This window comes from Mesorhizobium sp. M2E.F.Ca.ET.219.01.1.1 (assembly GCF_004016445.2).
In the GTDB taxonomy this organism is placed as follows: domain Bacteria; phylum Pseudomonadota; class Alphaproteobacteria; order Rhizobiales; family Rhizobiaceae; genus Mesorhizobium.
This window is the reverse complement of the sequence record NZ_SADT02000006.1, coordinates 84,988-110,665: the sequence shown is the minus strand read 5'-3', so window position 1 is coordinate 110,665 and position 25,678 is coordinate 84,988. Positions and strand designations below refer to the sequence as shown.

At 63.9% G+C, this 25,678-nt stretch carries 23 protein-coding genes; 15 read left to right on the top strand and 8 right to left on the bottom strand.

Annotated elements, in window-relative coordinates; translation table 11 throughout:
* The first annotated feature begins 73 nt into the window (after positions 1-73).
* The 3 genes from EN862_RS26465 (at position 74) to EN862_RS26455 (ending at position 2,079) form a co-directional block, all read left to right on the top strand.
* Positions 74-328: a DUF6356 family protein gene (locus EN862_RS26465; protein WP_127866442.1), complete on the top strand. Its 255-nt coding sequence runs from the start codon at positions 74-76 to the stop codon at positions 326-328.
* Positions 329-344: 16 nt separating this feature from the next.
* Positions 345-1,145, top strand: coding sequence for a class II glutamine amidotransferase (locus EN862_RS26460; RefSeq protein ID WP_127866441.1), 801 nt, complete (start codon positions 345-347; stop codon positions 1,143-1,145).
* Between the two features lie 133 nt (positions 1,146-1,278).
* Complete coding sequence (locus EN862_RS26455; RefSeq protein WP_127866440.1) at positions 1,279-2,079, top strand: class II glutamine amidotransferase; 801 nt, start codon at positions 1,279-1,281, stop codon at positions 2,077-2,079.
* A gap of 47 nt (positions 2,080-2,126) precedes the next feature.
* On the opposite strand, the gene EN862_RS26450 is transcribed toward EN862_RS26455, so the two are convergent.
* Together EN862_RS26450 and EN862_RS26445 are read right to left on the bottom strand one after the other, a co-directional pair.
* On the bottom strand, positions 2,127-3,197 hold the full coding sequence (locus EN862_RS26450; RefSeq protein WP_127866439.1) for an FAD-binding oxidoreductase: 1,071 nt from the start codon (positions 3,195-3,197) through the stop codon (positions 2,127-2,129).
* 66 nt (positions 3,198-3,263) lie between these two features.
* Positions 3,264-5,075, bottom strand: coding sequence for a winged helix-turn-helix domain-containing protein (locus EN862_RS26445; RefSeq protein WP_127866438.1), 1,812 nt, complete (start codon positions 5,073-5,075; stop codon positions 3,264-3,266).
* 204 nt (positions 5,076-5,279) lie between these two features.
* Between EN862_RS26445 and EN862_RS26440 the strand changes: the two genes are divergently transcribed.
* The 3 genes from EN862_RS26440 (at position 5,280) to EN862_RS26430 (ending at position 7,638) form a co-directional block, all read left to right on the top strand.
* Positions 5,280-5,561 carry a DUF4242 domain-containing protein gene (locus tag EN862_RS26440; protein ID WP_127866437.1) on the top strand — a complete coding sequence of 94 codons (282 nt, stop codon included), beginning with the start codon at positions 5,280-5,282 and terminating at the stop codon, positions 5,559-5,561.
* Between the two features lie 127 nt (positions 5,562-5,688).
* Positions 5,689-5,925: a DUF1127 domain-containing protein gene (locus tag EN862_RS26435; protein ID WP_127866436.1), complete on the top strand. Its 237-nt coding sequence runs from the start codon at positions 5,689-5,691 to the stop codon at positions 5,923-5,925.
* A gap of 120 nt (positions 5,926-6,045) precedes the next feature.
* On the top strand, positions 6,046-7,638 hold the full coding sequence (locus EN862_RS26430) for a peptide chain release factor 3 (protein ID WP_127866435.1): 1,593 nt from the start codon (positions 6,046-6,048) through the stop codon (positions 7,636-7,638).
* A gap of 91 nt (positions 7,639-7,729) precedes the next feature.
* On the opposite strand, the gene EN862_RS26425 is transcribed toward EN862_RS26430, so the two are convergent.
* Complete coding sequence (locus EN862_RS26425; RefSeq protein ID WP_127866434.1) at positions 7,730-8,200, bottom strand: VOC family protein; 471 nt, start codon at positions 8,198-8,200, stop codon at positions 7,730-7,732.
* Positions 8,201-8,448: 248 nt separating this feature from the next.
* Between EN862_RS26425 and ilvD the strand changes: the two genes are divergently transcribed.
* Positions 8,449-10,293, top strand: a complete 1,845-nt coding sequence (gene ilvD / locus EN862_RS26420) for a dihydroxy-acid dehydratase (protein ID WP_127866433.1) — start codon at positions 8,449-8,451, stop codon at positions 10,291-10,293.
* 121 nt (positions 10,294-10,414) lie between these two features.
* Here the strand turns inward: ilvD and EN862_RS26415 are convergent, their stop codons facing one another.
* Complete coding sequence (locus EN862_RS26415) at positions 10,415-12,169, bottom strand: ABC transporter ATP-binding protein (protein WP_127866432.1); 1,755 nt, start codon at positions 12,167-12,169, stop codon at positions 10,415-10,417.
* A gap of 176 nt (positions 12,170-12,345) precedes the next feature.
* On the opposite strand from EN862_RS26415, the gene EN862_RS26410 reads away from it, so the two are divergent.
* Both EN862_RS26410 and EN862_RS26405 read left to right on the top strand, forming a co-directional pair.
* Positions 12,346-13,626, top strand: a complete 1,281-nt coding sequence (locus tag EN862_RS26410; protein WP_127866431.1) for an amidohydrolase family protein — start codon at positions 12,346-12,348, stop codon at positions 13,624-13,626.
* A gap of 392 nt (positions 13,627-14,018) precedes the next feature.
* A complete protein-coding gene (locus EN862_RS26405) occupies positions 14,019-14,939 on the top strand; it encodes a DMT family transporter (protein WP_127866430.1) in 921 nt (306 codons plus the stop codon).
* A 160-nt stretch (positions 14,940-15,099) separates the two neighbouring features.
* On the opposite strand, the gene EN862_RS26400 is transcribed toward EN862_RS26405, so the two are convergent.
* Complete coding sequence (locus EN862_RS26400; RefSeq protein WP_127866429.1) at positions 15,100-15,408, bottom strand: antibiotic biosynthesis monooxygenase; 309 nt, start codon at positions 15,406-15,408, stop codon at positions 15,100-15,102.
* A gap of 361 nt (positions 15,409-15,769) precedes the next feature.
* Here EN862_RS26400 and EN862_RS26395 point away from each other — a divergent pair, with 361 nt between their 5' ends.
* The gene (locus EN862_RS26395; RefSeq protein WP_127866824.1) at positions 15,770-16,243 is read left to right on the top strand and encodes a DUF805 domain-containing protein; all 474 of its coding nucleotides are present in this window, start codon (positions 15,770-15,772) and stop codon (positions 16,241-16,243) included.
* A gap of 10 nt (positions 16,244-16,253) precedes the next feature.
* Here EN862_RS26395 and EN862_RS26390 read toward each other — a convergent pair whose 3' ends face one another.
* Entirely contained in the window at positions 16,254-17,153 is a 900-nt protein-coding gene (locus tag EN862_RS26390) for a phosphotransferase family protein (protein WP_127866428.1), read from the bottom strand.
* A gap of 104 nt (positions 17,154-17,257) precedes the next feature.
* On the opposite strand from EN862_RS26390, the gene EN862_RS26385 reads away from it, so the two are divergent.
* Positions 17,258-17,890, top strand: a complete 633-nt coding sequence (locus EN862_RS26385) for a class I SAM-dependent methyltransferase (protein WP_127866427.1) — start codon at positions 17,258-17,260, stop codon at positions 17,888-17,890.
* Here the strand turns inward: EN862_RS26385 and EN862_RS26380 are convergent.
* Entirely contained in the window at positions 17,883-20,357 is a 2,475-nt protein-coding gene (locus EN862_RS26380; protein WP_127866426.1) for an FAD-dependent oxidoreductase, read from the bottom strand. The two genes, EN862_RS26385 and EN862_RS26380, sit on opposite strands and share 8 nt — an antisense overlap.
* The gene (locus EN862_RS26375; protein WP_127866425.1) at positions 20,354-21,238 is read right to left on the bottom strand and encodes a phosphotransferase family protein; all 885 of its coding nucleotides are present in this window, start codon (positions 21,236-21,238) and stop codon (positions 20,354-20,356) included. Before EN862_RS26375 ends, EN862_RS26380 begins: the two co-directional genes overlap by 4 nt.
* A gap of 389 nt (positions 21,239-21,627) precedes the next feature.
* Here EN862_RS26375 and EN862_RS26370 point away from each other — a divergent pair, with 389 nt between their 5' ends.
* The 4 genes from EN862_RS26370 to EN862_RS26355 all read left to right on the top strand — a co-directional run bounded on the left by EN862_RS26370 (position 21,628) and on the right by EN862_RS26355 (position 25,657).
* Complete coding sequence (locus EN862_RS26370; RefSeq protein WP_127866424.1) at positions 21,628-22,392, top strand: DeoR/GlpR family DNA-binding transcription regulator; 765 nt, start codon at positions 21,628-21,630, stop codon at positions 22,390-22,392.
* A gap of 56 nt (positions 22,393-22,448) precedes the next feature.
* Positions 22,449-23,354, top strand: a complete 906-nt coding sequence (locus tag EN862_RS26365; RefSeq protein ID WP_042645783.1) for a LysR substrate-binding domain-containing protein — start codon at positions 22,449-22,451, stop codon at positions 23,352-23,354.
* 89 nt (positions 23,355-23,443) lie between these two features.
* Complete coding sequence (locus EN862_RS26360) at positions 23,444-24,289, top strand: class I SAM-dependent methyltransferase (RefSeq protein ID WP_127866423.1); 846 nt, start codon at positions 23,444-23,446, stop codon at positions 24,287-24,289.
* Between the two features lie 213 nt (positions 24,290-24,502).
* A complete protein-coding gene (locus tag EN862_RS26355; RefSeq protein ID WP_095817761.1) occupies positions 24,503-25,657 on the top strand; it encodes an ABC transporter substrate-binding protein in 1,155 nt (384 codons plus the stop codon).
* Positions 25,658-25,678: the final 21 nt, after the last annotated feature.

Here is a 25,678-nt window from a genome sequence, read left to right as displayed (position 1 = left end):
ATTGGGACCGATGAACCAAAGCCGCGTGGCAAGATACTCACCATCGGGGCTCATCCCGGCAGGAGGGATCACCATGGCGACTCGGTTCACGGCACTGTTCACGGCTCACCCGGAAAAGGTCGGCGAGACCTATTTCGGCCATATGGCCTTTGCCGCCTGGTTCTGCTCGCGCCTGTCGATGGCGGCGGGCGCCGCGCTCGTTCACGCTTTCTTGCCGTTTCTGTTCGAAACTACGGCGAGCCGAATCGTTCGTGAGCTCTATGAGCGCACGCACAACCGAGGCTCGCACGCGGTCAAGGAGCCGGCGGCTCTGATGGATCGCGCCTGATAGATGGTGGAATGCGATGTGCCGGTGGGCGGCCTATCTCGGTGAAGCGGTCTTCCTCGAAGACATCATCACCGCGCCCTGCCATTCGCTGATTGCACAAAGCCACTGCGCCCAGGAAGCCAAGTCGCCGACCAATGGCGACGGCTTTGGTCTCGCCTGGTATGGCGAACGGCCCGAGCCCGGCCTCTATCGCGACATCCTGCCGGCCTGGTCCGATCCCAATCTGAAGAGCCTGTGCCGCCAGATCAAATCCGGCCTGTTCCTCGCTCATGTCCGCGCCTCGACGGGCGGCGCCACCAGCCGCATGAACTGCCATCCCTTCGTCTCCGGCCGCTGGTCGTTCATGCATAATGGCCAGATCGGCGGGTTCGAGAAGATCCGTCGCGCGCTGGAGAATTCGCTCTGCGACCACGTCTTCGACCAGCGCGAAGGCACCACCGATTCCGAACTCTTCTTTCTCCTGATGATCGACCAGGGGCTGGCGATGGACCCGCAAGGTGCGGTGTCGCGGGCAACCGGCCGCGTCGTCGAAGCCTCGCGCCGGGCCGGCATCGAGCCGGCCCTGAAACTGACCGCCGCCTTTTCCGATGGTGAGGCGCTCTACGCCGTGCGCTATGCCACCGACGACCATGCGCCGACGCTCTACACCGGCGCCTTCGCCAGGCGCGCCGGCCATTGCATCGTCTCCGAGCCCTTCGACCGCGACGGCGGCGAATGGCAGGCGATCCCGCCCTCGAGCTTCGTCACCATGACGAGGGGTGGCACCAGCATTCAGCCATTTGGGCCGGCCGTGGCCCCGCTGGCGCTGGTGGGCTGAACCAAGGATCAGCAAAACATAAGCGCAGCGTAAGGACGTTAAACCGTTGCCCTGTCATCTGTGGCGCCCGACGAGCGGCGAATGGAAATCATTCGCGCGCCTGAAAACGCACGAACAGAGGGATGACAGGACAATGTGCAGGTGGGCTGCCTATCTCGGCGACGCGATCTTCCTCGAAGACGTCATCGCCGCGCCTTCCCATTCGCTGATTGCGCAGAGCAGTCACGCGCGGGAGGCGAGAACTCCAACCAATGCCGACGGCTTCGGCGTGGCCTGGTATGGCGATCGGCCGGAGCCGGGCCTCTACCGCGACATCCTGCCGGCCTGGTCCGACCCCAATCTGAAAAGCCTTGGCCGGCAGATCAAGTCGGGGCTGTTCCTTGCCCACGTCCGCGCCTCGACCGGCGGCGCCACCAGCCGCATGAACTGCCACCCGTTCATCTCGGGCCAGTGGTCGTTCATGCACAACGGTCAGATCGGCGGTTTTGAAAAGATCCGCCGCCGGCTGGAGAACACGCTTTCCGATGCGCTGTTCGATCAGCTTGAAGGGACGACCGATTCCGAACTCCTCTTCCGCCTGATGCTCGGCGCTGGACTCTCGATCGATCCATATGGCGCCGTGTCACGTGTCACAAGTCATGTCATCGAGGCTTCGCGCCGTGCCGGCATCGAGCCGTCGCTAAAGCTCACGGCTGCCTTCAGCGATGGGAAGGCGCTTCACGCCGTTCGCTACGCCACTGACGATCACGCGCCGACCCTCTATACCGCGGCCTTCGCCAAACGCGCGGGACGCTGCATCGTCTCCGAACCTTTCGAGCGCGATGGCCGCGCATGGCATGAGATTCCGCAGTCGAGCTTCGTGACCATGACCCGGGACAGCACCAGCGTCCGGCCTTTTGCCCCAGCAACGGCCCGGTGGGCGCTCTACGGCTAACCGGAGAGCGCTACCTCTCTACAGACGTCGCCCGGCAACGAGTTCGACTACGCAAAACGCTCCAGTCCGTAAGGCTTGAGCAGCGGATCGCGCTCGCCTTCGAGGATTTCGCGCGCGGCAAACAAACCGACGGCCGGCGCCAGCGTGATGCCCGAATGCATGACTGCGATGTAGAGGCCGTCGACGCTCTGGGCGCGCCCGATGATCGGAAAACCATCGGTCGGATTAGGCCGGTAGCCGACCGTGTGGAATTCGAATTCCAGCCCGTCCGCGCCATGCAGTGCAGCCTTCATGACCGCGAACAAGTCGCGCGCCGTAGCTTCCGGATTTTCTCCCGGATCGCCGCCGGCGAAATCCGAGCCGGCGATGATGCGGCCCTCGGCCGTCTGGCGCATATGCAATCTCTCGGCATGCACCAAACCGTTGAGCAGCTTCTTGTAAGGGCGCGAATGCACGATCAAGCCGGGCGGCGTCTCGATTGGCAATCTGATGCCAGCCGTTGCGGCGACCGCCGGCGCGCCGGTGCCGGCCGCGATGACGATGTTGTCCGCGCTGATTGCTTCACCGGAAACCACCACGCCGGTGACCCGGCCTGCAGTCAATGCCAGCCTCTCTACGGTGCCGGCGATCACGCGCGCGCCAAGCCGTTCGGCGTCCGCCAGAAGCGCCCTGGCAGTTGCGGCCGGCTCGGCCACGCCTTCCTCCGCGACGTAGACGGCGAAGTCAGGTGGCTCGACGAGGTTGGGCTCGATTTGCCCCGCCCGCTTGGCGTCGACCCGCTCGATGCCATAACCCCATGACGAGTGTTCGGCCGCATAGGCTTCGAGCCTGTCCGGCGGCAGGTCGAAGCAAAGGCCGCCGCACCAGGCGAGCGGCAGCCCGGGCAACTCGCCCGCCAAACGCTTCCATTCGGCCATGGCGCGGGTGCGCAGCCGGAAATAGGTCTCGGGATTGCCCCAACTGGCATTGATCCAGGCGAAGGAATTGGGCGTCGCGACACCGCCGGCGCCGCTTTCGGAAACGACAGTCACGCGCGCTCCCGCCTTCGCCAGATGCCAGGCGATCGAAGCGCCGATGATACCGGCGCCGATGACGATGATTTGTTTTGCGCTGCTCATGCTGGACCTTGGGGGATTTCCCCCGTCATGCCACCACCCTGGCCGGACCTCAAGCGGCAGCATGACTTATGCGCCGGCAGCTGCCGTCATCTGAACACCGGAAAGCAGACCCTTGAGCGCCTCGTGCCGCCGCATGAGTCGGGGCGAATCCACTTTCTTCGCGACCGCCAGAACGGTGCCGAGCTCCAGCTCCGCGCCGGTTCGGTCGCCGAGTTGGATGAGAAGCGCCGCGAGCGAAAGCCTGGCCTCCGCGCAGTTGGTAGGCGAGCCGATCTCGGCCCAATGCGAGCATGCGATCTGCAGCTCCCGCACCGCTTCGGTGAGGCGATTTTCCCGCATAAACAGTTCCGCCTTGGCCTCGGCGGCCAGCGCTCGGATCGAGGCCATCGGCCAACGCTGCGGCTCGCTTTCCAGTTCGGCGATCACCTCGTTGGCGCGCTCCGGCCGGTCGGTCCGCGCCGCTACCTTGGCAAGCGTGGCGAGAACCATGCCCCGCCGCTGCAGGGTTGGCCAGCGGTTCCCAACCAGGGACCGCTCGAGCGCGCTGAAAGCGGCCTCTGCCTGCCCCTGCTCGAGCTGCAGCAGCGCAAGGCCGGGCTGCGGGTCCCAGCCCGCGGCGTGGGAGGCGCGATAGGCTGCTTCCGCCTGGGCGAAATCGCCGGCGGCAAGATGAATGTCACCCAGGACGCGCAGCGCATCGCCCGTTGCCCAAGGCGCGTCGAGCGCAAGCTGATCGAGCGCGGCGCGGACCAGCGCTTCCGCCTCTTTCAGCGTGCCATGAACGCCGAGCACTTCGGCCCGGTGCAGCCGGCACGAGCCCGTGAGTTCCTCCAGCCCGTGCCCTCTGCACCAGCCCTCGTAGCTGAGGGTCCATTGATTGGCCCTCGCCCAGTCGCCGAAATTCCGGCAGGCCCACAAAATATTGCAATAGAGGATGCCGCCGACGATCGGGTCGACGTCGCTGGAGAGACCGAGTGCCGCGGCAAAATCCTGGTCCTCCTGCCCGGATTTTGTTTCCCCAAGGCAGAGCTTGAAAAAGCCGCGATAGATGAGACCGAGCGATTCCACGACTGGATCTTCGAGATTTTTGCCGACCTCGAAGGCTTGCTCGGCAAGAGCAAGCGCATGCTCCGGCTCGGCCTCCGCACCCTTGATGCGCGCGCCCATCCAGCACCAGAGCCCATGTTCCCTGCTCTCCGTTGCTTTGTCGATCAGCTGCGCGGCACGCTTGTGCCATCCGTTGGCCGCGGCGAGCTCTCCTCTCTCGAGATGAATCATGGCGAGGGTGATTGCCGGGGAAGCCGCTCGCAGGCGTTCGCCGGCCACGCCGTATTCCGTTGCCGCGCGCGTCAGGAGCGGGATCGCTTCTGACGGCCGCCCCACGCATTCCAGCGCCAGTGCCCATTCTTCGAGGTCGGCCGTCAGCAACTCGTCGGCGGCATCCGCCTCGGCAAAAGCGGCCGCGGCCTCGTGCCATTTTCGCGCCGCGGCGGCGGCGCGCGCGGCCAGGATCGGCGAGCCTGGGCTTGACGGCTTGCTGCCCGCATCGGCCCGAGCTGCCGTTTCCGCCGCGGCCAGCTTGTCGAGGCAGATCCGGTAGCCGAAGCGGGGCAGGTTGCGCAGCGCCGTCTCCATGCCGCCCTGGCGAAGAATGCTGCGGGCAAGGCTCGCCACGCGCTGCAGTGAAGCCTCGGTTACCGTCACGTCGGGCCACAGCATTTCGAGCAGCTCGTCCTTGCTCATTGCTCGGTCCTGATGCCGCAGCAGAATGGCGAGGAAATCGAACACCAAGGGCTGCGTCTCGATCTCGCTTCCGGCGAGACGAAGGGCGCGTGTATCCTCGTTAAGCTCGAAGTCGCCGAAGCTATAAATTCCCATCGGCAGCAACCCCCATAACGACAATGGGCAAAGGATCAGAAGAAGATAAGGCCGGCGTAAGGACTGTCGGCCGCCTGTCCCGTAATTCTCCGTCTGCCTGGCGGGCCAAGCGAGAGTTTACCTCAGCCGCCCCAGGGATGCCACCGGCACCGATCTGATCGAGTGCCCGGCGGCATTTGAACCTCAGATCAAGGAGATTGCAAAATGCAGAAGTACATCATCGAGCGCGATATTCCCAAGGTCGGCACCTTCGAGCGCGCGCAGCTTCGCGACGCCTCCAAGGCCTCGAATGCCGTTCTGGCCGAACTCGGTCCGGACATTCAGTGGGTGGAATCCTTTGTGACGGACGACAAGACGTTCTGCGTCTACCTCGCCAAGGACGAGGCGATCATCCAGCGCCACGCCAAGATGAGCGGCTTCCCGGCGACCAAGGTCACCGAGGTGAAGCGCCTGTTCGATCCGACGACGGCTTACGCCGCCGCCTGACCGCGCGGACCGTGAAGCTTTGCGGCATCTGAGCTGCAAGCGCGACCGGTCCTGATCTCTTCAAGAAGCCTTCGGGAGGGCCATCGGTGCCCTCCCGAATTCATCGCTCAAACAAGGAGACACGACCATGACCATCTTTGGGCAGGAACTCGTCGCCGACCGGTCCGCGCTCAGCCGCTTCTTCGCGGCCGTCGTTGCGATATCTCGTGCCACGGGACATGCCCTCGCGCGCATCGTGCGTATTCGCAGGGACCGGGCCAGACTGGACGAATTGCCTGACTACCTGCTGCACGACATCGGCGTCGGGCGCTCTGAAATACGTTGGATCACCAAGTACGGCCGCAGGGAACATGGCGAGGCCTGACTATGAGCAGGCCCCGCCATGGCGGCGAACACGCCTCCCGGCGAGCCGATCTGCCTGAAACTGTCGACATGCTGGGTAAGCGCTGCTAGAAGCCCGCGCCACAGACAGGATTCCATCAAATTGGCAGAAGACATCGAACAGGCGGTATCGCGCCGCCGCACCTTCGCGATCATCGCGCACCCGGACGCCGGCAAGACCACGCTCACCGAAAAGCTGCTGCTGTTCGGCGGCGCCATCCAGCTTGCCGGCGAGGTCAAGGCCAAGAAGGACCGCATCCAGACGCGGTCGGATTGGATGAAGATCGAGCGCGAGCGCGGCATCTCGGTCGTCACCTCGGTGATGACCTTCGAATATGACGACAATGTCTTCAATCTGCTCGACACGCCCGGCCACGAGGATTTCGCCGACGATACCTACCGCACGCTGTCTGCGGTCGACTCCGCCGTCATGGTCATCGACGCCGCCAAGGGCATCGAGCCGCGCACGCTGAAACTGTTCGAGGTCTGCCGTCTCCGCGACATCCCGATCATCACCTTCGTCAACAAGATGGACCGCGAGAGCCGCGATCCGTTCGAGATCCTCGACGAGATCGAGCAGAAACTGGCGCTGGACACCGCTCCAGTCACCTGGCCGATCGGCCGCGGCAAGACGTTTTCGGGCACCTACCACCTGGCGCAGAACGCAGTGCGCCGCAGCGACGACGAGAAGGAGCGCACGCCGGTCAACGGCCCGGATTCCAACCGGGTTGCGGGCTTGCTGCCCGAAAACGAGCGCAACGACTTCATCGAGGAACTGGAACTCGCGCGGGAGGCCTGCCGTCCGCTCGACGTTGATGCCTTCCGCGAGGGCCATCTGACGCCCGTCTATTTCGGCTCGGCGCTGCGCAACTACGGTGTTCGCGACCTGATCGAGGCGCTCGGCGCCTATGGACCGCCGCCGCGCGCCCAGGAAGCCGACGAACGTCTGGTCGAGGCGACGGAGGAGAAGATGACCTCCTTCGTCTTCAAGATCCAGGCCAACATGGACCCCAACCATCGCGACCGCATCGCTTTCGTCCGCGTCTGCTCCGGCAAGCTGGAGCGCGGCATGAAGGCCAAGCTGGTGCGCACCGGCAAGCCGATGAGCCTGTCTGCGCCGCAATTCTTCTTCGCCCGCACCCGCGTCACCGCCGACGAGGCTTTTGCCGGCGACGTCGTCGGCATCCCCAACCACGGCACGCTGCGCATCGGCGACACGCTGACCGAGGGCGAGGAGATCCTGTTCCGCGGCGTGCCGAACTTCGCCCCCGAAATTCTGCGTCGCGTGCGCCTCGGCGATGCCATGAAGGCCAAGAAGCTGAAGGAAGCTCTGCACCAGATGGCCGAGGAGGGCGTGGTGCAGCTCTTCTCGCCGGAGGACGGTTCGCCGGCCATCGTCGGCGTCGTCGGCGCGCTGCAGCTCGACGTCCTGAAGGAACGGCTCAACATCGAATACACACTTCCGGTGGATTTCGAGATGTCGCGCTTCTCGGTCTGCCGCTGGATTTCTGCCGACGACAAGGCAGAGGTGCAGCGTTTCATCGAATCGCATCGCGGCGACATCGCCCGCGACCTCGACAACGATCCGGTGTTTCTGGCCCAGCACGCCTTCTCGCTGAACTACGAGGCCGAGCGCTGGAAAGCGATCCGCTTCACCGCGGTGAAAGACTATCAGGTCCGCGACAAGGCGGCGTGATTCTGGTGAATGGAGTAGTAAATAGTGAATAGTGAATAGTATTCAGGAAAGAGCGATTGCTAACGCTTTACCACTCACCACTCACTACTTCTCACCCCTTCGCCGCCGCTTCCAACTTGTCGATCTCGATCCTGCCCATCTTCATCATGGCGTCCATGACGCGTCCGGCCTTGCCCCGGTCGGGATCTTGAAGCAACCGCGGCAGCTGCTCTGGCACCACTTGCCAGGAAACGCCGAACTTGTCCTTCAGCCACCCGCAAGGCCCCGGCTCGCCGCCGCCTTCCGTAAGCCTGGCCCAGAAATGATCGACCTCAGCTTGCGTCTTGCAGTCGATCGACAGCGAGATCGCTTCGGTGAACTTGTACTGCGGCCCGCCGTTGAGTGCCAGGAACTGAACGCCGTCGAGTTCGAACGAGGCGACCAGCACCTGGCCTTGCTGCGGATGGCCTTCAGGCCAGCGCGTCACGCTCAGCACCTTCGAATTCTTGAAGATGGAGATGTAGTGGTTCATGGCGTCTTCGGCCTGAGTGTCGAACCACAGGAAGGTGGTGATCTTCTGCATGTCCTGCTCCTCGGTTGCTTCCTGCTGTTACATTGGAACGGCTGACCCCGAGAATGGTGCCATCTCTTGCCGTCTGCCCAAGGACGGCCCGCATGCGCCCGATCCGACAGCGGTTTCAAATTTTCCTGAAGACTCCTGGCGCAGTGCAAAATTGTGGCAAGGCCGGATCATGGCCGCTATAACCGCTGCCGACTAAAATTCGAGCCGCCCGCCGCGCATCGGCGCGGCCAGCCAGCAAGGACAATTCGATGCCCGCCTATCGTTCCCGCACCACTACCCATGGCCGCAACATGGCCGGCGCCCGCGGCCTGTGGCGCGCCACCGGCATGAAGGATAGTGATTTCGGCAAACCGATCATCGCCGTGGTCAATTCCTTCACCCAGTTCGTGCCCGGACATGTGCACCTCAAGGATCTCGGTCAGCTCGTCGCGCGCGAGATCGAGAAGGCCGGCGGCGTCGCCAAGGAGTTCAACACCATCGCCGTCGACGACGGCATCGCCATGGGCCACGACGGCATGCTCTATTCGCTGCCGTCGCGCGAGCTGATCGCCGACTCGGTCGAATACATGGTCAACGCGCATTGCGCCGACGCCATGGTCTGCATCTCCAATTGCGACAAGATCACCCCCGGCATGCTGATGGCCTCGCTTCGCCTCAACATCCCGACCGTCTTCGTCTCGGGCGGCCCGATGGAGGCCGGCAAGGTGGTGCTGGCCGGCAAGGCGCAGGCGCTCGATCTCGTCGATGCCATGGTCGCTGCCGCCGACGACAAGATCTCCGACGAGGACGTCAAGGTCATCGAGCGCTCGGCCTGCCCGACCTGCGGCTCGTGCTCCGGCATGTTCACCGCCAATTCGATGAACTGCCTCACCGAGGCGCTCGGCCTTTCGCTGCCCGGCAACGGCTCGACCCTGGCCACCCATGCCGACCGCAAGCGCCTGTTCGTCGAGGCCGGCCATCTCGTCGTCGATCTCGCCCAGCGCTACTACGAGCAGGACGACGAAAGCGCCTTGCCGCGCAGCATCGCTTCCAAGATGGCTTTCGAGAATGCCATGGCGCTCGACATCGCCATGGGCGGCTCGACCAACACGGTGCTGCACATCCTTGCCGCCGCCCATGAGGGCGAGGTCGACTTCACAATGGAGGATATCGACCGGCTGTCGCGCAAGGTGCCGGTGCTCTGCAAGGTGGCGCCGGCCAAGTCCGACGTCCACATGGAGGACGTCCACCGCGCCGGCGGCATCATGGCGATCCTCGGCCAGCTCGACCAGGCCGGCCTGATCAACCGCGACCTGCCGACGGTGCATACCGCCACTCTTGGCGAGGCGCTCGACCATTGGGACATCGCCCGCAGCTCGGCCGAGAATGTCCGCGACTTCTTCCGCGCCGCTCCCGGCGGGGTGCCGACCCAGGTTGCCTTCAGCCAGGACCGCCGCTGGGACGAGCTCGACACGAACCGCGAAACGGGCGTGATCCGCTCGGCCAAGACGCCGTTCTCGAAGGATGGCGGCCTTGCCGTGCTCAAGGGCAATCTGGCGCTCGACGGCTGTATCGTGAAGACCGCCGGCGTCGACGAGTCGATCCTGAAATTCACCGGCCCGGCCCGCGTCTTCGAAAGCCAGGACGCTTCCGTCAAGGCGATCCTCGGCAACGAGATCAAGGCCGGCGACATCGTCGTCATCCGCTATGAGGGGCCGCGCGGCGGCCCTGGCATGCAGGAGATGCTCTATCCGACCAGCTATCTGAAGTCGAAAGGGCTCGGCAAAGCCTGCGCGCTGATCACCGACGGCCGCTTCTCCGGCGGCACGTCCGGCCTGTCGATCGGCCATGTCTCGCCGGAAGCCGCCGAAGGGGGCGCGATCGGCCTGGTCCAGGAAGGCGACACGATCGAGATCGACATCCCCAACCGCACGATCCGGCTTGCCATCAGCGATGCCGAGCTCGACGCGCGCCGCGCGGCGATGAAGGCCAAGGGCGCCGACGCCTGGAAGCCGGCCGAGAAGCGCAAGCGGAAAGTGACGACGGCGCTGCGCGCCTACGCCGCCTTCGCCACCAGCGCCGACAAGGGCGCGGTGCGGAAAGTGCCGGAGTAGGGCAAGCTGCGACCCCTACCTCCCCCTTGTGGGAAGGTCGGACCGAAGGTCCGGGGGGGGCGGCGCCGCCTCCTCCCCGCTGCTTTGCAGCGACCCTCCCCACAAGGGGGAGGGTAAAGGCCTACGGCATCAGCTGATACTCATAAAGCTTCTGATAGAGCCCCCCCTGCTTGAGCAGGGCCTTGTGCGGGCCGCTCTCCTGCACCTTGCCCTTTTCCAAAACCACGATGGTGTCGGCCTGATGCACGGTCGACAGCCGGTGCGCGATCACGATCGTCGTGCGTCCGACCGTCAGTTGCTGCAGCGCGTCGCGGAACAGCGCTTCCGATTCGGCGTCGAGCGCGCTGGTCGCTTCGTCGAGCAGCAGGATCTCGGCATTGCGCAGCATGGCGCGCGCGATCGAGATGCGCTGGCGCTGGCCGCCGGATAAGAGCGAGCCGTTCTCGCCGACTTCCGTCTCGTAGCCCTTGGCCATGGCGCTGATGAAGTCATGCGCGTTGGCGGCCTTGGCGGCGGCGATCACCTCTTCATCGGTCGCGTCCTCACGGCCGAGGCGGATATTGTGCATGACCGTGCCGGCAAACAGGAATGTGTCCTGGCTGACATAGGCGATCTTCTTCCTGAGCGAATCGAGCGTCGCGAAGGAGATGTCCTGGCCGTCGAACATCACTCTGCCGGTCTGCGGGTCGTACATGCGCATGATCAGGTTGAGGATCGTCGACTTGCCGCTGCCGGACGGCCCGACCAGCGCCGTCATCTTGCCGGCCTCGAGCGTCAGGTCGAAGTCCTCGAACACCGGCGGGCTTTCCGGATAGGCGAAGCTGACATTGTCGAAGCGGATTTCGCCCGGCCCCGCTCGCAGCGGCCTCGCGCCAGGTTTTTCCGCGAGCGTCAGCGGCCGGTCGGCGAGCTGGAACATCATGCGCACGCCGACGATGCCGGTCTCGAGCGAGATGCGAACGCGTGCCAGGCGCTTAGCCGGCTCATAGGCGAGCAGCAGCGATGCGATGAAGGCCATGATGTTGCCCGGCATCTGCCCGCCCTGCAACACCAGGAACCCGCTGATAAAGACCGCGCCGGCGATTGCCAGGCCGGCAATGGTTTCCATCACCGGGCTGGTGGCCGCTTCGAGCGTGGCGATGTTGTTGGCGCGGTTCTCGACGTCGGAGACGGCCTGGTACATGCGTTTGCGCATCGCGCCTTCAAGGTTGAAGGATTTGACGACGCGTACGCCGATCGCCGTCTCCTGCATGACATGAACGATCTGCCCAAGCGAGCGGAACTCCATGGCGGCGATGTTGCGGACGCGCTTTAGGATGCGGTTGACGCCGTAGATCGCCACCGGCCCGACGACGAAGCAGATCAGCGACAGCGCCGGCTGTTGCCAGACCATGACCCCGACCAGGACGATCAGCGTCACCAGGTCGCGCACATAGGACGTCACGACAAGGTCGAGCACGCTGCGTGCCGCCTGCGCGTTGTTGGTCATGCGGGCGATCAGATCGGCCGACGAGGTCGAATGGTAGAACTCGATGCCTTGCGCCAGGATGCGATCGTAGATCTTGCGCTGCCGGTCGGCGATGATGGCATTGCCAACGCGGCTCATGAAATAGGCCTGGACGAAGGTGGCGAGGCCCTTGAGCAGGAAGATCGCCGCGACCCCGGCCGCGATCAGGTTGACGCGGTCTAGCCTCTTGAAGACGACGAATTCGTTGGTGATCTCGCGCAGGATCCAGGCGCTGGCGCCGGTCATGGCGGCCACCACCAGCATCGACACTATGGCGGCCGCATAGCCGAATTTATGCTCGTGGAAGGATTCCCTCACCAGCCTCGCGATGAGGCGCTGGTTCTCCGTCGAGCGAAAGAAGCGAAACAACGGCCGATCCTGTGTCTGACTTGCAAAGAATTTCGGATTCGCCACGAGGGCGCGAGGCGGCTTATAGAGCGAGTTGCGGCACGATGGAACCTTTCGGCTGCCGGGCAAAGAAAAGGCTGCGCGAGGCTGTCTCTTCGGCCACGATGATCGCCAGGTCTTGAGAGGGGTGACGACAGATGGATTTCGACCTCATCGTGCGCGGCGGCATGCTGCCGGACGGCAGGGTTGCCGATATCGGCATTGCCGGCGAAACCATCCGCGCGATCGAGCAGAAGCTGACAGGGTCGGCGCCGACAGAGATCGACGCGCGCGGCAACCTTGTTTCGCCGCCCTTCGTCGATCCGCATTTCCACATGGACGCCACCCTGTCCTACGGCATTCCGCGCATCAACGCGTCTGGCACGCTGCTCGAGGGCATCGCGCTTTGGGGCGAGCTGAAGCCGCTGCTGACGCATGAGGCCGTGCGCGAGCGCGCGCTCGCCTATTGCGACTGGGCCGTGTCGATGGGCCTGCTCGCCATCCGCAGCCATGTCGATGTCTGCGACGACCGACTGCTCGCGGTGGAAGCCCTGCTCGACGTCAAGAAAACCGTCGCGCCCTATATCGACCTGCAACTGGTGGCGTTTCCGCAAGACGGCCTCTATCGCTCGCCGACGGCGCTCAAGAACACCGTCCGGGCGCTCGATATGGGCGTCGACATCGTCGGCGGCATTCCGCATTTCGAGCGCACCATGGCCGACGGCACCCGCTCGGTGACGGAGCTTTGCGAGATCGCCGCCAAGCGCGGCCTGATGGTCGACATGCACTGCGACGAGACCGACGATCCGCTGTCGCGCCATATCGAGCAACTCGCTTATGAAACGCAGCGTCTCGGCCTGCAGGGCAGGGTGGCCGGCTCCCACCTCACCTCCATGCATTCGATGGACAATTACTACGTCTCGAAGCTGTTGCCGCTCATCGCCGAGGCCGGAGTCTCGGCCATCCCCAACCCGCTGATCAACATCATGCTGCAGGGGCGCCATGACACTTTCCCGAAGCGGCGCGGCCTGACCCGGGTGAAGGAGATGCTGGCGCTCGGCATCCGCGTCGGCTGGGGCCAGGATTGCGTGCTCGACCCCTGGTATTCGCTGGGCACGGCCGACATGCTCGACGTCGCCTTCATGGGCCTGCATGTCGCGCAGATGTCGAGCCCGGCCGATATGGCGCGCTGCTTCGACATGGTCACCAACGTCAACGCCGCCATCATGGGTCTCGATCATCTCGGCCTCGCCGTCGGCAAGCGCGCCAGCCTTGTCGTGCTCGACGCCGGCAATGCGATCGAGGCGGTGCGCCTTCGCCCCGAACGCCTCTGCGTCATCGCCAGGGGCAAGGTCGTCGCCGAGCGGACCAGGCAGGAGACGCGGCTGTCGATTGCGGGGCGACCGGCGCAGGTGAACCGGCGGCACCAGACGGCATAGTTTGTCGGGCGTGGAGCGGGTTACGAAGTGACGCGTAAAGCCGCGACATGGTCGAAGATGCGGCGCGACAGTGCGGATCGCAGCGTTCCTTCGCGCCCCCTCTGTCCTGCCGGACATCTCCCCCACAAGGGGGGAGATTGGCAGCTTTGGCGCCCCGCTCAATCCTGCGACGTTGGCGATTGGCGAAAGTCGGCGTGACGGCTGATCTCCCCCCAAGTGGGGGAGATGTCCGGCAGGACAGAGGGGGGCGCTGTCCCGCCTGCCTCTCAAAGTTTCCGCTTCGTCTCAACGCCTTTGTGCAGTGCCACTAGAGCCAGTCGATTCCCGGTGCTGGTCTCACCGATCGGCTGAATTTCCCTCGTCAAACCGGCCGCTTGCGGCTAGGGAGCGGCATGGCTTCGCTCGCCCGCAATTTCACGGTCAAAAACATGCTTCTTGCCGGCATCCTGTTGATGCTGGCCGGCGACTTCATGTTCGCGCTGAACGATGCGATGGGCAAATGGCTGGTCGCTTCCTTCTCGGTCGGACAGGTGGTGCTGATCCGCTCGATCGGCGCCTTCATCGTGCTCGGCCCGATGATCGCCAACCAGGGCACGGGGAAGCTCTTCCACATTGACCGGCCGCTCTTGCAGGTCCTGCGCGTCGTGGCCACCACCACCGACACCGGGCTTTTCTACGCCGCGGTCGTCTACCTTCCGCTCGCCGACGTGATGAGCTTCTACATGGCCGGGCCGATCTATGTTGCGGCGTTGTCGCACCTTTTGCTTGGCGAAAAGGTCGGCTGGCGGCGCTGGCTGGCGATCCTGGTCGGCTTCTGCGGCGTGCTCATCATCCTGAAACCGTCCTCCGCGGCTTTCTCCATGTCCTCCGGCTTTGCGCTGGTCGGCAGCATCGCCTTCGGCTTCGCCATCATCCTTGGCCGTCTCCTGCGCGGCACCAGCGACACGTCTTTGGTCACCTGGCAGACCATCGGCACGCTGATTGTCGGCGGCCTGCTCACCATCGGCGCCTGGAGCGCGCCGTCGGCGCTCGATTTCGGCGCCATGCTCCTGCTCGGCGTCGTCTCCTGCGCCGCGCATCTGATGATCACCAGGGCGCTGAAGCTGGCGCCGGCCTCGACGCTGGCGCCGCTCCATTACAGCCTGCTTCTGTGGGCCATCGTCTTTGGCCTGGTTTTCTTCGGCGATGTGCCGAGCCCGCGCATTCTGTTCGGCTCGGCGATCGTCGTGCTTGCCGGCATCTTCATCTTCCATCGCCAGAAGGTGGTGGAAACCGTGGTGCCGCCCGAGAACGTGCCGAAGGGCGTGAACTAGGCCGTGAACCCATAGATCAGACGGGCCTTCGACCGCTCCGCTTGGCGTCAAATGCCGCTGGATTGCCGCATCGCTGCGAAATGACGCGTCGGGGTGACCAGAATGTCGTGGTGCGGGAGCGCTAACCACGCGGTCGCTACCGGAGAGATGGCCGCACCCTTCACTTGGCCGATTTGTCCGCGATGATACCCAATTTATGGATTTCCGGTGTCTTGGCGAACAGATCGCCTGCGTTGATCTTCTCCATCAACGCCGCAGCGACCTTGCCGTTAAGATGCGCATCGCGTCCCGCTTCGTCGTCGAATGTGTCGAATATTGCGAAAGAGGAAGGTCCTTCCTGGATCGCATACCATGAGATCGTTCCGGGTTCGGCGTTCACCAAAGGAACCGCCGACTGCAGGAAGTCCGCAACCTCCTTCTCCTTGCCGGGCTTTGCTTCCAGCGGAACGTACAGCGCGAACTTTGTCATTCTGCTCTCCTGCTTTGATCTTCGGAAATGTCTGTCGCCACCAATCGGCTTCGTGTCATGACCCCTCAGCCAAATAATTCCTGGCGCCAGAGATTGATCCTTGGCGAGCTTTTTTATTTCTTTCGTGTTGCGCCAACTTGACGGATACACCGCTCGAGGCGCGTTATCATTCGTCCGGAATCCGCAAAAAAACAAAGAGATAGGACGTTTCGTCGTTTTCGCTGAAACGGTCAAACGCACCAACGCGATTCACGAAAGTATTTTACGGTGCAAATCGCCTGCCGGGTGCAATCTGCGATTGATTTCGGCGAGACCGGCAGGATATCTATGGCCCGGAAAATTGCGCTATTGGGGGGAAATCATGGGCAGTTTCTCGATATGGCATTGGCTGATAGTTCTGATCATTATCGGCTTGCCGTTGTTGTTTGTCTTGAGGGCGCCGCCAGCCGGCGTCAATCGTTTCGGTGACACCCCGCCGTCGATGAATTTTGGTGAAGCGATTGCAAGCTTTTTCCGAAATTATGTGAACTTTTCCGGCAGGGCCAGTCGCTCGGAGTTCTGGTATTCCTACCTCTTCATAATCATCGTCGCCGTTCTTATGGGTATAGTCGATATCTTTGTCGGAAACGAAGCCGTCTCGTCGCTTTGGAATCTTGCCGTCCTTCTGCCGACACTTGCCATGACCACGCGCCGGCTGCATGACATCAACAGAAGCGGCTGGCATCAGCTGCTTGCGGGATTCATCCCCATCGGCACAATCGCGCTGTTCATCTGGTATTGCAAAAAGTCCGACGAAACAGGATCGCTGAACGAGATACAGAGGGTTTTCAGGTAGAGCGCCAGCTCTAGCCCTGGCGTACTGCCGCCAGATGCCGCGAAAACTCCGCCGTCTCCATGAGCGCCTTGCAGCGGGCGAAGCGGCCGTCGGCATAGGCGCGGAAATCGTCGGCCGGATTGTCGTTGGCAAGCTGGATCAGGCCCCAAAGCGTCCAGAGCAGGTCGCACATCGCCTTGTAGATGACGACGCGGCCACGCTCGGCCGGCCGCGCCTCGCCGCCGAAATAAGCGCGCAGCAATTCCTCGTCCTGGCCCGCATCGAACTTGCCCTCGACCGAGAGGTCGCCGAGATCCCACAGCGGATCGTTCATGCCGGAATATTCCCAGTCGACGATCCACATCCGCTCGCCCGTATCGAGAAAATTCTCGCACAGCGGATCGCAATGGCAGGCGGTGAGCTCGATCGGGTGCGCATCAAGGGCGGCGCGCACCGCGCCTGCCTCGCGCACCACGTCATGGTAGCCTGCGGGCAGCGCCACATCCTTGGTCGAAAGGACCTTGAGATAGTCGTCGATCATCGCGAACAATTCGAAGCGGAAGGGAAACACCGCGCCGGAGGTGTGCAGCTTACGAAAGGCCTCGCCCGCTCGCGTCGGGCTGCCCGGCCTCGCCTTGAATTTCTCTGGTGACATCGTCTCGGCGCCGGCGATGAAGCGCGTCGCCATCCGGCCGGTTGCCGGATCGGCGTAGAGCACTTCGGGGCTGACGCCGGCCTTGGCTGCCTCGCACGCCGCCACCGCCTCATTGGCGCGGTTGATATATTCCTCCGTGCCTTTGCCGGGGATGCGCAGGCACACGTCGCCGGCCCTGTAGACCCTGTTGGTGAGGCCGCCGAGTCGCTCCAGCGGCCCATCGTAGTCGGTTAGCGCCGGTATGGCCGCCAGGGTAGCGCGCAATTCGTCGGTCATGTCGTGTCCCCCGCTTCACGCCATTTGCTATGGCTCTGACGGTTCCACAATTTTGGCGGCTTGACTATGATCCTTTGCACATGAATCGGCTTCGAGGGGCGACGATGACGGACGGCAAGCACAGCGGCTCACTAAGCGCGGCCTATGCCGCGACCCGGCCGGACGAAGTTGCCGCGATCTATGACCGCTGGTCCGAGACTTACGATGCCGACATGTCGGCCGCCGGCTATCGCCATCCCACGATCTGCCTGGCCCTGCTTGCCCGCCACCTGCCGCGCGGCGCTGGGCCCTTGCTCGATGCCGGCGCCGGCACAGGCCTGATCGGCGAATGGCTGGCCATCACCGGCTATCCGCGCGTCGAGGCGCTCGACATCTCGCAAGGCATGCTGGACAAGGCAGGCGCCAAGGGCGTCTACACGGCGCTGCATCGCCTGGCGATGGGCGACACGCTGCCCTTCGCCGATGGCGTCTATGCCGGCATTATTTCGGCCGGCGTTTTCACCTCGGGCCATGTCGGGGTCGAGGGCCTGGACGAGCTGATCCGCATCTGCCGTCCAGGCGGCGTCATCGTGCTGACCGTCAAGAACACGCTGTGGGATGCCGGCTTTGCGGAGCGCATCGCCGGGCTGGAAGCGCGTGGTGCAATAAGCCGCCTCGAAGAAACACTGCCCTATGCTTCGATGCCAGGCGAAAGCGACACGGTGCCGAGCAGGGGGCTGGTGCTGCGCGTCAACTGACCGGCCCGGCGGTCAAGCCCTTCACCTTCGCGCCGGCCGGATCGTACATCGCCTCAATATGGATCTTTGCCGGCGTGCGTTCCATCGCCACCACCAGCTCGTAGTCGCCGGAGACGAGGAACTCGTCGCTGACGCCGTCGGCATTGCGCACATAGCCGTAGCCGATGTTCTTCTCCACCGTGTAGCCATAGCCGCCGCTGGTGAGGTAGCCCACCGGCTCGCCATTGCGCAGGATCGTCTCGCGCCCGACCAGCACGATCTCGGGGTCGTCCACGGTGAAGCCGGCAAAGCGTTTCGGCGGCGGCTTGCCGGCCGCCTTCTCCAGCGCCTTGCGTCCGACGAAGTCAGTGTTCTTGCGGAACTTCACCGCCCAGCCGAGCCCCGCTTCCAGTGGCGTGTCGTTCGGCGTGATGTCGGAACCCCAGGCGCGATAACCCTTCTCCAGTCTCAGCGATTCCAGCGCCCGGTAGCCGACCGGGCGGATATCATGCGCCTTGCCGGCCGCCATCAGCGCATCGAAAACCTCGCCGGTAGCGGCGATCGGCACATGCAGCTCCCAGCCGAGCTCGCCGACATAGGTGATGCGCAGCGCCTTCACGCTATGACCGGCAATTTCGATTTCTCGCGCATGGCCGAAAGGGAAGGGCGCGTTCGAAACGTCGGCATCCGTCACCGCCGACAGCACGTCGCGGGCGCGCGGCCCCATGAGCGACAGCGTGCCGTACTCCTCCGTGACGTCCTTCAGCCTTGCGTCGAAGCCGGCGCCGATATGGTCGCTTATCCAGGACAGGTCATGCGTGCGAAAGCCGGTGCCGGTGACGATATAGAACCTGTCCTCGCCGAGCCGCGACACGGTGAGGTCCGCCTCGATGCCGCCGCGCGTGTTGAGAAGCTGCGTGTAGGTCAACCGCCCGACCGGCTTGTTGATGTCGTTGGCGCAGATCCAGTCGAGCGCCTTCAGCGCGTCCGCGCCCGTCAGTTCATATTTGGCGAAGGAGGATTGGTCGAAAATGCCGACCTTCTCGCGCACATGCCGGTGCTCGTCGCCGACCGGGCCGAACCAGTTCTGACGGCCCATCGAATAGACGTCCTCGGCGGCTGCGCCATCTGGCGCGAACCAGTTCGGCCGCTCCCAACCAAGCTTGGAGCCGAACACGGCGCGATGTTTCTTTAGCCGCTCATAGAGCGGCGAGACGATGCGCGGCCGTCCCGATAGATATTCTTCATGCGGGAAGCCGATCGTGTAGTGCTTGCCATAGGCCTCCAGCGTGCGGTCGCGCACCCAGTCGCGGTCGCGGTGCAGGCCGGAAAAACGCCTGATGTCGACCACCCAGAGGTCGAGCGGCGCCTCGCCGTCGACCACCCATTGTGCCAGTACCCAGCCGGCGCCGCCGCCGGATGCGATGCCAAAGGCGTTGAAGCCTGCGCCGACGAACATGTTGGCGCATTCCGGCGCCACGCCGAGGATGAAATTGCCGTCCGGCGTGAAACTTTCCGGCCCGTTGATCATCTGCTTGACGCCGACATGGGCGAGAGCCGGAACGCGCGCGATCGCCTGGGTCATATGCTGTTCGAAATGATCGTAGTCGTCGTCGAACAGGCGGAATTCCCAGTCGTTGGGCACGTCGCCGCCGGAAAGCCCGGTTGCCCAGGCCTGCGGGTTGGGCTCATAGCCGCCCATCACCAGTCCGCCGACCTCCTCCTTGAAATAGGTGCGGCGGTCGGGGTCGCGGATCGTCGGCGCGTCATTGGCCAGCCCTTCGATCCTCTCGGTGATGATATACTGGTGCTTGACCGGCTGCAGCGGCACGTTGATGCCGGCCATCGCGCCGACCTGCCTTGCCCACTGCCCGCCGCAGTTCACCACCTTGTCGCAGGCGATGTCGCCCTTTGAGGTCTTCACCGCCGTGATGCGGCCGTCCTTCATCGCAAAGCCGGTGACGCGCACGTCCTCGAACAGCTTCGCGCCATGCATGCGCGCGCCCTTGGCGAGCGACTGGGCGATGTCGGAGGGGCTTGCCTGCCCGTCGGTCGGCAGCCAAGAGGCGCCGACGAGGTCGCCCGTCTCCATCAGCGGCCACATGCGCTTCACGTCCGCTGGCGACAGAAGCTGCATGTCCATGCCGAAGCTTTTGGCCGTGGTCGCCAGCCGCTTGAACTCGGTCCAGCGGTCGGCGTTGGTTGCCAGCCGCAGGCATCCGGTCATTTTCCAGCCGGTCGCCAGGCCGGTCTCGGCCTCAAGGCCCTTGTAGAGCTCGACCGAATATTTGAGCACGCGCGTGATCGAGGCCGACGAGCGCAACTGCCCGACCAGCCCGGCGGCGTGCCAGGTCGAGCCCGAAGTCAGCCTGCCCTGCTCGAGCAGCACCACATCGGCCTTGTGATCGCGCGCCAGATGATAGGCGGTGGAACAGCCGATGATGCCGCCGCCGATGACGACGATCCCGGCATGACTGGGCAAGGTCATGACTTTGGTCCGTATTTCGTCCGGTAGTTATCGAGCGCCGCATCGAGCCGCACGAGGTTCTCCTCGGTATAGGCGACGTAGTCGATACCGGGCGCGTCCAGATAGAGTTCGGAGACCATGCTCCACATCGCCTCGCGCAGCAGCGAGGCGCATTGCATGGCGGCATGCGAGCGGCGGATTTCGGTGTCCGGTTCCTTCATGAAATAGGCGGTCATGAAGGCAAAGGATTCGTCGTCGCTCATGCCGGCATTCGAGGCGACGCCGGCAAGGTCGAACATCGCCGTGTTGAAGCCGGCATATTCGAAATCGATCAGCCACAGCCGCTTGCCGTCGTCGAGGATATTGGCCGGCAAAAGATCGTTGTGGCCGAAGACGATCGGCAGCAGTTTTTGCGCCCGCTCGAGCTCGTCGGCCAGCGAAAGATAGCGCGGCAACTGATCCTTCTTGCGGCTGCCGCCTTCGTCCAGCGTGCGCGCATAGTCGCGGATGACATGGAACACCCAGAACATGAAGCCGGCGCCGGACACGTGGTTCGGCATCTCGCGATGGAAGCCGCGCAGCAGCGCCGCCACGCGGCCGAGATTGGCCCGCACATCCTCGCCGAGAAAGGTCTTCGCCCCGAGAAACGCCGTCACCAGAATGCCGGGCTCGGAATAGTGGACGGCCGGCGCGAATCCAGCCGCATGCGCGGCCCGCGCTGTCATCACCTCGCGCTCACGAAAGACATGGTGGAACGGGAAGTCCTGGCCCAAGCGCACGACATGGTGCCCGGCGGCGTCGGTGACGATATAGTTGGCATTGCTGAGGCCGCCCGGCAGCGGCACGATCTCGATGCTGCCGTTCCAGCATGGCAAGGCGCGAATACGGTCTTCGGCGCTCACGGCTTCGCTCCGGCCTCAACCGGTCCCACGGAAAACGACGATGGGACAAAATTAAAAAGCCTCGTCGGTGCGAGACGCCAGGATCGGTATCCCGCACCGCACCGACGAGCCCCTTGGCCAGGTTTAGGATCCCGGCATCCGCCCCCGCGGATTCGATAAAAGCTCGCGCCTGGCTCACTCCAGACGATCTGGTCGCTAGGTTGCGGCTCTGCCATTACCCTCCCTTAGCAGTTCCGAGCCCTTGTGACTTGCAGCCACTCTCATGCCGTGGTGGCAGAGCTGTCAATCAAAAGCTGTGACCTTTTTTGGGTGTTTTGCCCGAAAATATAAGCAACTCCTTTCAAAGCGTTGTCAAAGCCTTAAATTCGGTCAAAATCCCGGACATCCACATGATCCATTCGAAACGGCATGGCGAAATCCTCCGGCTCCTCGGCGAGGAGGGCACGATCACCATAGCCAGCCTTGCCGAACGTCTCGGCGTCTCGCTGGAAACGGTGCGGCGCGACGTCAAGCCGCTTGCCGATGACGGGTCGGTGCTGAAGATGCACGGCGCCGTCGGCCTTGCCTCGATGATGGGCGAGGCGCCGTTCGAGCGCCGCATGCGCGAGAATGCCGAAGCCAAGCGCCTGATCGCCAGGATGGTCGCGGCCACCATCCGCGATGGCGAGGCGGTGATGCTCGATACCGGCACGACCACATCCTTCCTCGCGCGCGAGCTGCTCGGCCATCGCCGGCTGACGGTGGTCACCAATTCCTCCGACATCGCCCGCACGCTGGCGACGGTGAACGGCAACAAGGTCTATATGGCGGGAGGCGAGCTGCGCAGCGATTCGGGCGCTGCTTTCGGCATTTCGGCGATCGAATTCGTCAGCCGTTTTTCGGTCGATCATGCGGTGATCTCGATCGGCGCGGTCGACGCCGACGCCGGCCTGACCGACTACGAGCTGGAGGAAGCGGAGTTCGCCCGCATGGTGCTGTCGCGCGGCCAGCGCTCGCTGGTCGTCACCGACCATACCAAGTTCGGTCGCCAGGGGCTGGTCAGGGTTTGCGGCTTCGACGGGTTTTCCGAGCTCGCCACCGACCAGCCGCCGCCGCCCGACATCGCCGCCGCGCTGAGCCGGGCCGGCGCGCGCCTGACCATCGCGACGGCCTAGCCGCCGCGGACGCCGCGCCGCTTTCTTTCCCGCGCGCGCCGGTGTTTAGTCCGGCCATGGCCTTCACCATCCGCCAATTGCAGTTCTTCGTCGCCGTTGCCGAGCAGGGCACGGTCTCGGGCGCCGCGCAGAACCTGTCGATTTCGCAATCCTCGGTCACCGAGGCGATCAAGGAACTGGAGAGCGATCTCGGCGTCGAGCTCTTCGAGCGCCATCCGCGCGGGTTGAACATCACCCACAAAGGCCACCAGTTCCTGCGCCACGCGACCAAGATCCTGGCCGATGTCTCGGATGCGCGCCGTTCTTTCTCCAGCGAGCAGGCTGTCGCCGGCGGCCGCCTGCAGCTTGGCGTCACCTCGCTGGTCGCCGGCTATGTTCTGTCGGATCTGCTCGCCCGCTACCGTCGCGCCTATCCCGGCGTCGAGGTCTCCGCCATCGAGGACAATGGCGACTATCTCGAGCATCTTCTGGTCGGCGGCAAGCTCGATATCGCCGTCATGGTCACGTCCAATTTGCGCGACCGCACCGCGCTGCAGTCGGAAATCCTGGAAGTCTCGGCCTATCGGCTGTGGATCCCGCTCAGCCACAGGCTCGCCAGCGCCGACATCATCTCGATCGGCGATATCGCCTCCGAGCCGTTGATCATGCTCACCGTCGACGAGATCGAGGAGAACACCGGCAAGCTGCTGTCGGCGATCGGCGCGAGACCCCATGTCGCCTTTCGCACGCGTTCGGTGGAAGCGGTGCGCAGCCTGGTCGCCACCGGCGCCGGCGTGGCGCTGCTGCCCGACCTCGTCTACCGGCCCTGGTCATTGGAAGGCGACCGCATCGAATCGCGCGATATTTCCGGCTCGCTGCCGGTCGTCCAGGTCGGCACCGTCTGGCGCCGCGGCTCCGGCCTGCCGCAGGCCGCGCGCGACTTCATCGGTCTTGCGCAGTCGCAGCGCATGGTGCGCCGCTGAGGCAATTCCAGGAAAAGCGTGAAACGGCCGGCTTGAACTCGTAGAGTGCCGGCAGCGATCGATGAGGGCAACTGAGAGCGAGGTCCGCCATGCCGCAATCCGCGCAGCCGAACACACAGCAAGCCGCTCTCTGGAACGACGCCAGCGGAAAGGCTTGGGTCGAGATGCAGCCGATCCTCGACGGCGTGCTGGCGCCGCTGGCGAGCCTGGTGGTGGATGCCGGCTATCCCGGGCAAGGAGGCAGCGTCCTGGACATCGGCTGCGGCGCCGGCGCCACGACCCTGGCGATGGCGCGCCGCGTCGGCAATGACGGCCGATGTGTCGGCCTCGACATCTCGCGGCCGCTTGTCGCCCTGGCCACGGAGCGCGCGCGGGCGGAAGAGGTGGCGAACGCAAGTTTTGAAGTCGGCGATGCCCAGGCATATGCGTTCGAATACGGCCGCTTCGATGCTGTGGTCTCGCGCTTTGGCGTCATGTTCTTCGATGATCCCGTGGCGGCGTTCACCAACATACGACAGGCCGCAAGGCGCGGCGGCAAGCTCGCCTTTGTCGCGTGGCGCGGGCCGCGCGAGAATGATTTCATGACGACCGCCGCGCGAGCGGCCGCGCCCTTCCTGCCGCCCGCACCAGTGCCGGATCCCGACGCGCCGGGACAGTTTGCCTTCGCCGACGGCGCCAGGGTGAGGCGGATACTTGAAGCGAGCGGCTGGTCGTCGATCGAAGTCGAACGGGCGGACGTCCCGTGTCAGGTCGCCGAAAGCCATCTGATGACATATGCCACCCGGCTGGGGCCGGTCGGCGCTGCGTTGCGCGAGGTTGACCAGGCAACGGCCGAGAAAATCACCGCAGCCTTGCCTGCTGCATTTGCGCCCTTCGTAGCGGACGGCAAGGCTCATTTCATCGCCGCCTGCTGGCTGGTCACGGCGTTGGCCTGAAGCATTTTTGATATCGGAAAAACCCATATCGGCTTTCTGATAAATGAATTTGCGAAACCGGATTTTTCACAGCACTTTTTGCCCAGGGAACAAAGCCGCGCCCTGACAGCGCTGGCTGACAGAGCAATATGCCCTGTCGTTTTTGAGTCTGCGCATGATCCTTTCCGAAACCGGACCGGTTTCGGGATCATGCGCCAAAATGGGAGATCGACGATGAATGCATTCCTGAAGTCGTGCACGGCGCTGACTGTCGCGCTGACTTTTTCCGGCCAGGCCATGGCCCAGGTCAAGGAAATCGGCAAGGGCGAGGGCGAGGTCAACATCGTCGCTTGGCCGGGCTATATCGAGCGCGGCGAGACCGACAAGGGTTATGACTGGGTGACGGCTTTCGAGAAGGAAAGCGGCTGCAAGGTCAACGTCAAGACCGCCAACACGTCGGACGAGATGGTCTCGCTGATGAACGAGGGCGGCTTCGATCTGGTCACCGCTTCGGGCGATGCATCGCTGCGCCTCGTCGCCGGCAAGCGCGTGCAGCCGATCAACACCGATCTCATCAAGAGCTGGAAGACTGTCGACGACCGCCTTAAGGACGCGCCCTGGTTCACCGTCGACAAGGTGCATTACGGCGTTCCCTACCAATGGGGCCCGAACATCCTGATGTACAACACCGACGTCTTCAAGGAAGCGCCCAAGAGCTGGAACGTCGTCTTCGAGGAAATGAAGCTGCCCGACGGCAAGTCGAACAAGGGCCGCGTCCAGGCCTATGACGGCCCGATCCACATCGCCGATGCCGCCAACTATCTGATGTTCCACAAGCCGGAACTTGGCATCAAGGACCCATACGAGCTGAACGAAGACCAGTACAAGGCGGCGCTCGATCTGCTGCGCACGCAGCGCACGCTGGTCGGCCGCTACTGGCACGATGCCGCGATCCAGGTCGACGACTTCCAGAACGAAGGCGTGGTCGCTTCCGGCTCATGGCCCTATCAGGTGAACACGCTGGTCGCCGCCAAGAAGCCGGTCGCCTCAACCGTGCCGGAAGAGGGCGTCACCGGCTGGGCCGACACCACAATGATGGAGGCCGACGCCGCGCATCCGAACTGCGCCTATATGTGGCTTGAGCATTCGCTCTCGCCGAAGGTCCAGGGCGACGTCTCGGCCTGGTTCGGCTCGCTGCCGGTCGTGCCCGCCGCCTGCAAGGGCAATGAACTGCTTGGCGACGAAGGCTGCAAGACCAACGGCTACGACAATTTCGACAAGATCAAGTTCTGGAAGACGCCAGTGTCGAAATGCGCCAGCCAGAACGACCAGTGCGTGCCCTATTACCGCTGGGTGTCGGACTATATCGGCGTCATCGGCGGGCGGTAACGCTCTTTACCCTCCCCCTTT

Coding starts and splice junctions, on each gene's coding strand:
- EN862_RS26410 (WP_127866431.1), top strand. CDS start 12,346: ATGGATTTCGACCTCATCGTGCGCGGCGGCATGCTGCCGGACGGCAGG.
- EN862_RS26355 (WP_095817761.1), top strand. CDS start 24,503: ATGAATGCATTCCTGAAGTCGTGCACGGCGCTGACTGTCGCGCTGACT.
- EN862_RS26370 (WP_127866424.1), top strand. CDS start 21,628: ATGATCCATTCGAAACGGCATGGCGAAATCCTCCGGCTCCTCGGCGAG.
- EN862_RS26435 (WP_127866436.1), top strand. CDS start 5,689: ATGACCATCTTTGGGCAGGAACTCGTCGCCGACCGGTCCGCGCTCAGC.
- ilvD (WP_127866433.1), top strand. CDS start 8,449: ATGCCCGCCTATCGTTCCCGCACCACTACCCATGGCCGCAACATGGCC.
- EN862_RS26405 (WP_127866430.1), top strand. CDS start 14,019: ATGGCTTCGCTCGCCCGCAATTTCACGGTCAAAAACATGCTTCTTGCC.
- EN862_RS26455 (WP_127866440.1), top strand. CDS start 1,279: ATGTGCAGGTGGGCTGCCTATCTCGGCGACGCGATCTTCCTCGAAGAC.
- EN862_RS26390 (WP_127866428.1), bottom strand. CDS start 17,153: ATGACCGACGAATTGCGCGCTACCCTGGCGGCCATACCGGCGCTAACC.
- EN862_RS26445 (WP_127866438.1), bottom strand. CDS start 5,075: ATGGGAATTTATAGCTTCGGCGACTTCGAGCTTAACGAGGATACACGC.
- EN862_RS26425 (WP_127866434.1), bottom strand. CDS start 8,200: ATGCAGAAGATCACCACCTTCCTGTGGTTCGACACTCAGGCCGAAGAC.
- EN862_RS26440 (WP_127866437.1), top strand. CDS start 5,280: ATGCAGAAGTACATCATCGAGCGCGATATTCCCAAGGTCGGCACCTTC.
- EN862_RS26395 (WP_127866824.1), top strand. CDS start 15,770: ATGGGCAGTTTCTCGATATGGCATTGGCTGATAGTTCTGATCATTATC.
- EN862_RS26385 (WP_127866427.1), top strand. CDS start 17,258: ATGACGGACGGCAAGCACAGCGGCTCACTAAGCGCGGCCTATGCCGCG.
- EN862_RS26460 (WP_127866441.1), top strand. CDS start 345: ATGTGCCGGTGGGCGGCCTATCTCGGTGAAGCGGTCTTCCTCGAAGAC.
- EN862_RS26450 (WP_127866439.1), bottom strand. CDS start 3,197: ATGAGCAGCGCAAAACAAATCATCGTCATCGGCGCCGGTATCATCGGC.
- EN862_RS26465 (WP_127866442.1), top strand. CDS start 74: ATGGCGACTCGGTTCACGGCACTGTTCACGGCTCACCCGGAAAAGGTC.
- EN862_RS26360 (WP_127866423.1), top strand. CDS start 23,444: ATGCCGCAATCCGCGCAGCCGAACACACAGCAAGCCGCTCTCTGGAAC.
- EN862_RS26365 (WP_042645783.1), top strand. CDS start 22,449: ATGGCCTTCACCATCCGCCAATTGCAGTTCTTCGTCGCCGTTGCCGAG.
- EN862_RS26380 (WP_127866426.1), bottom strand. CDS start 20,357: ATGACCTTGCCCAGTCATGCCGGGATCGTCGTCATCGGCGGCGGCATC.
- EN862_RS26400 (WP_127866429.1), bottom strand. CDS start 15,408: ATGACAAAGTTCGCGCTGTACGTTCCGCTGGAAGCAAAGCCCGGCAAG.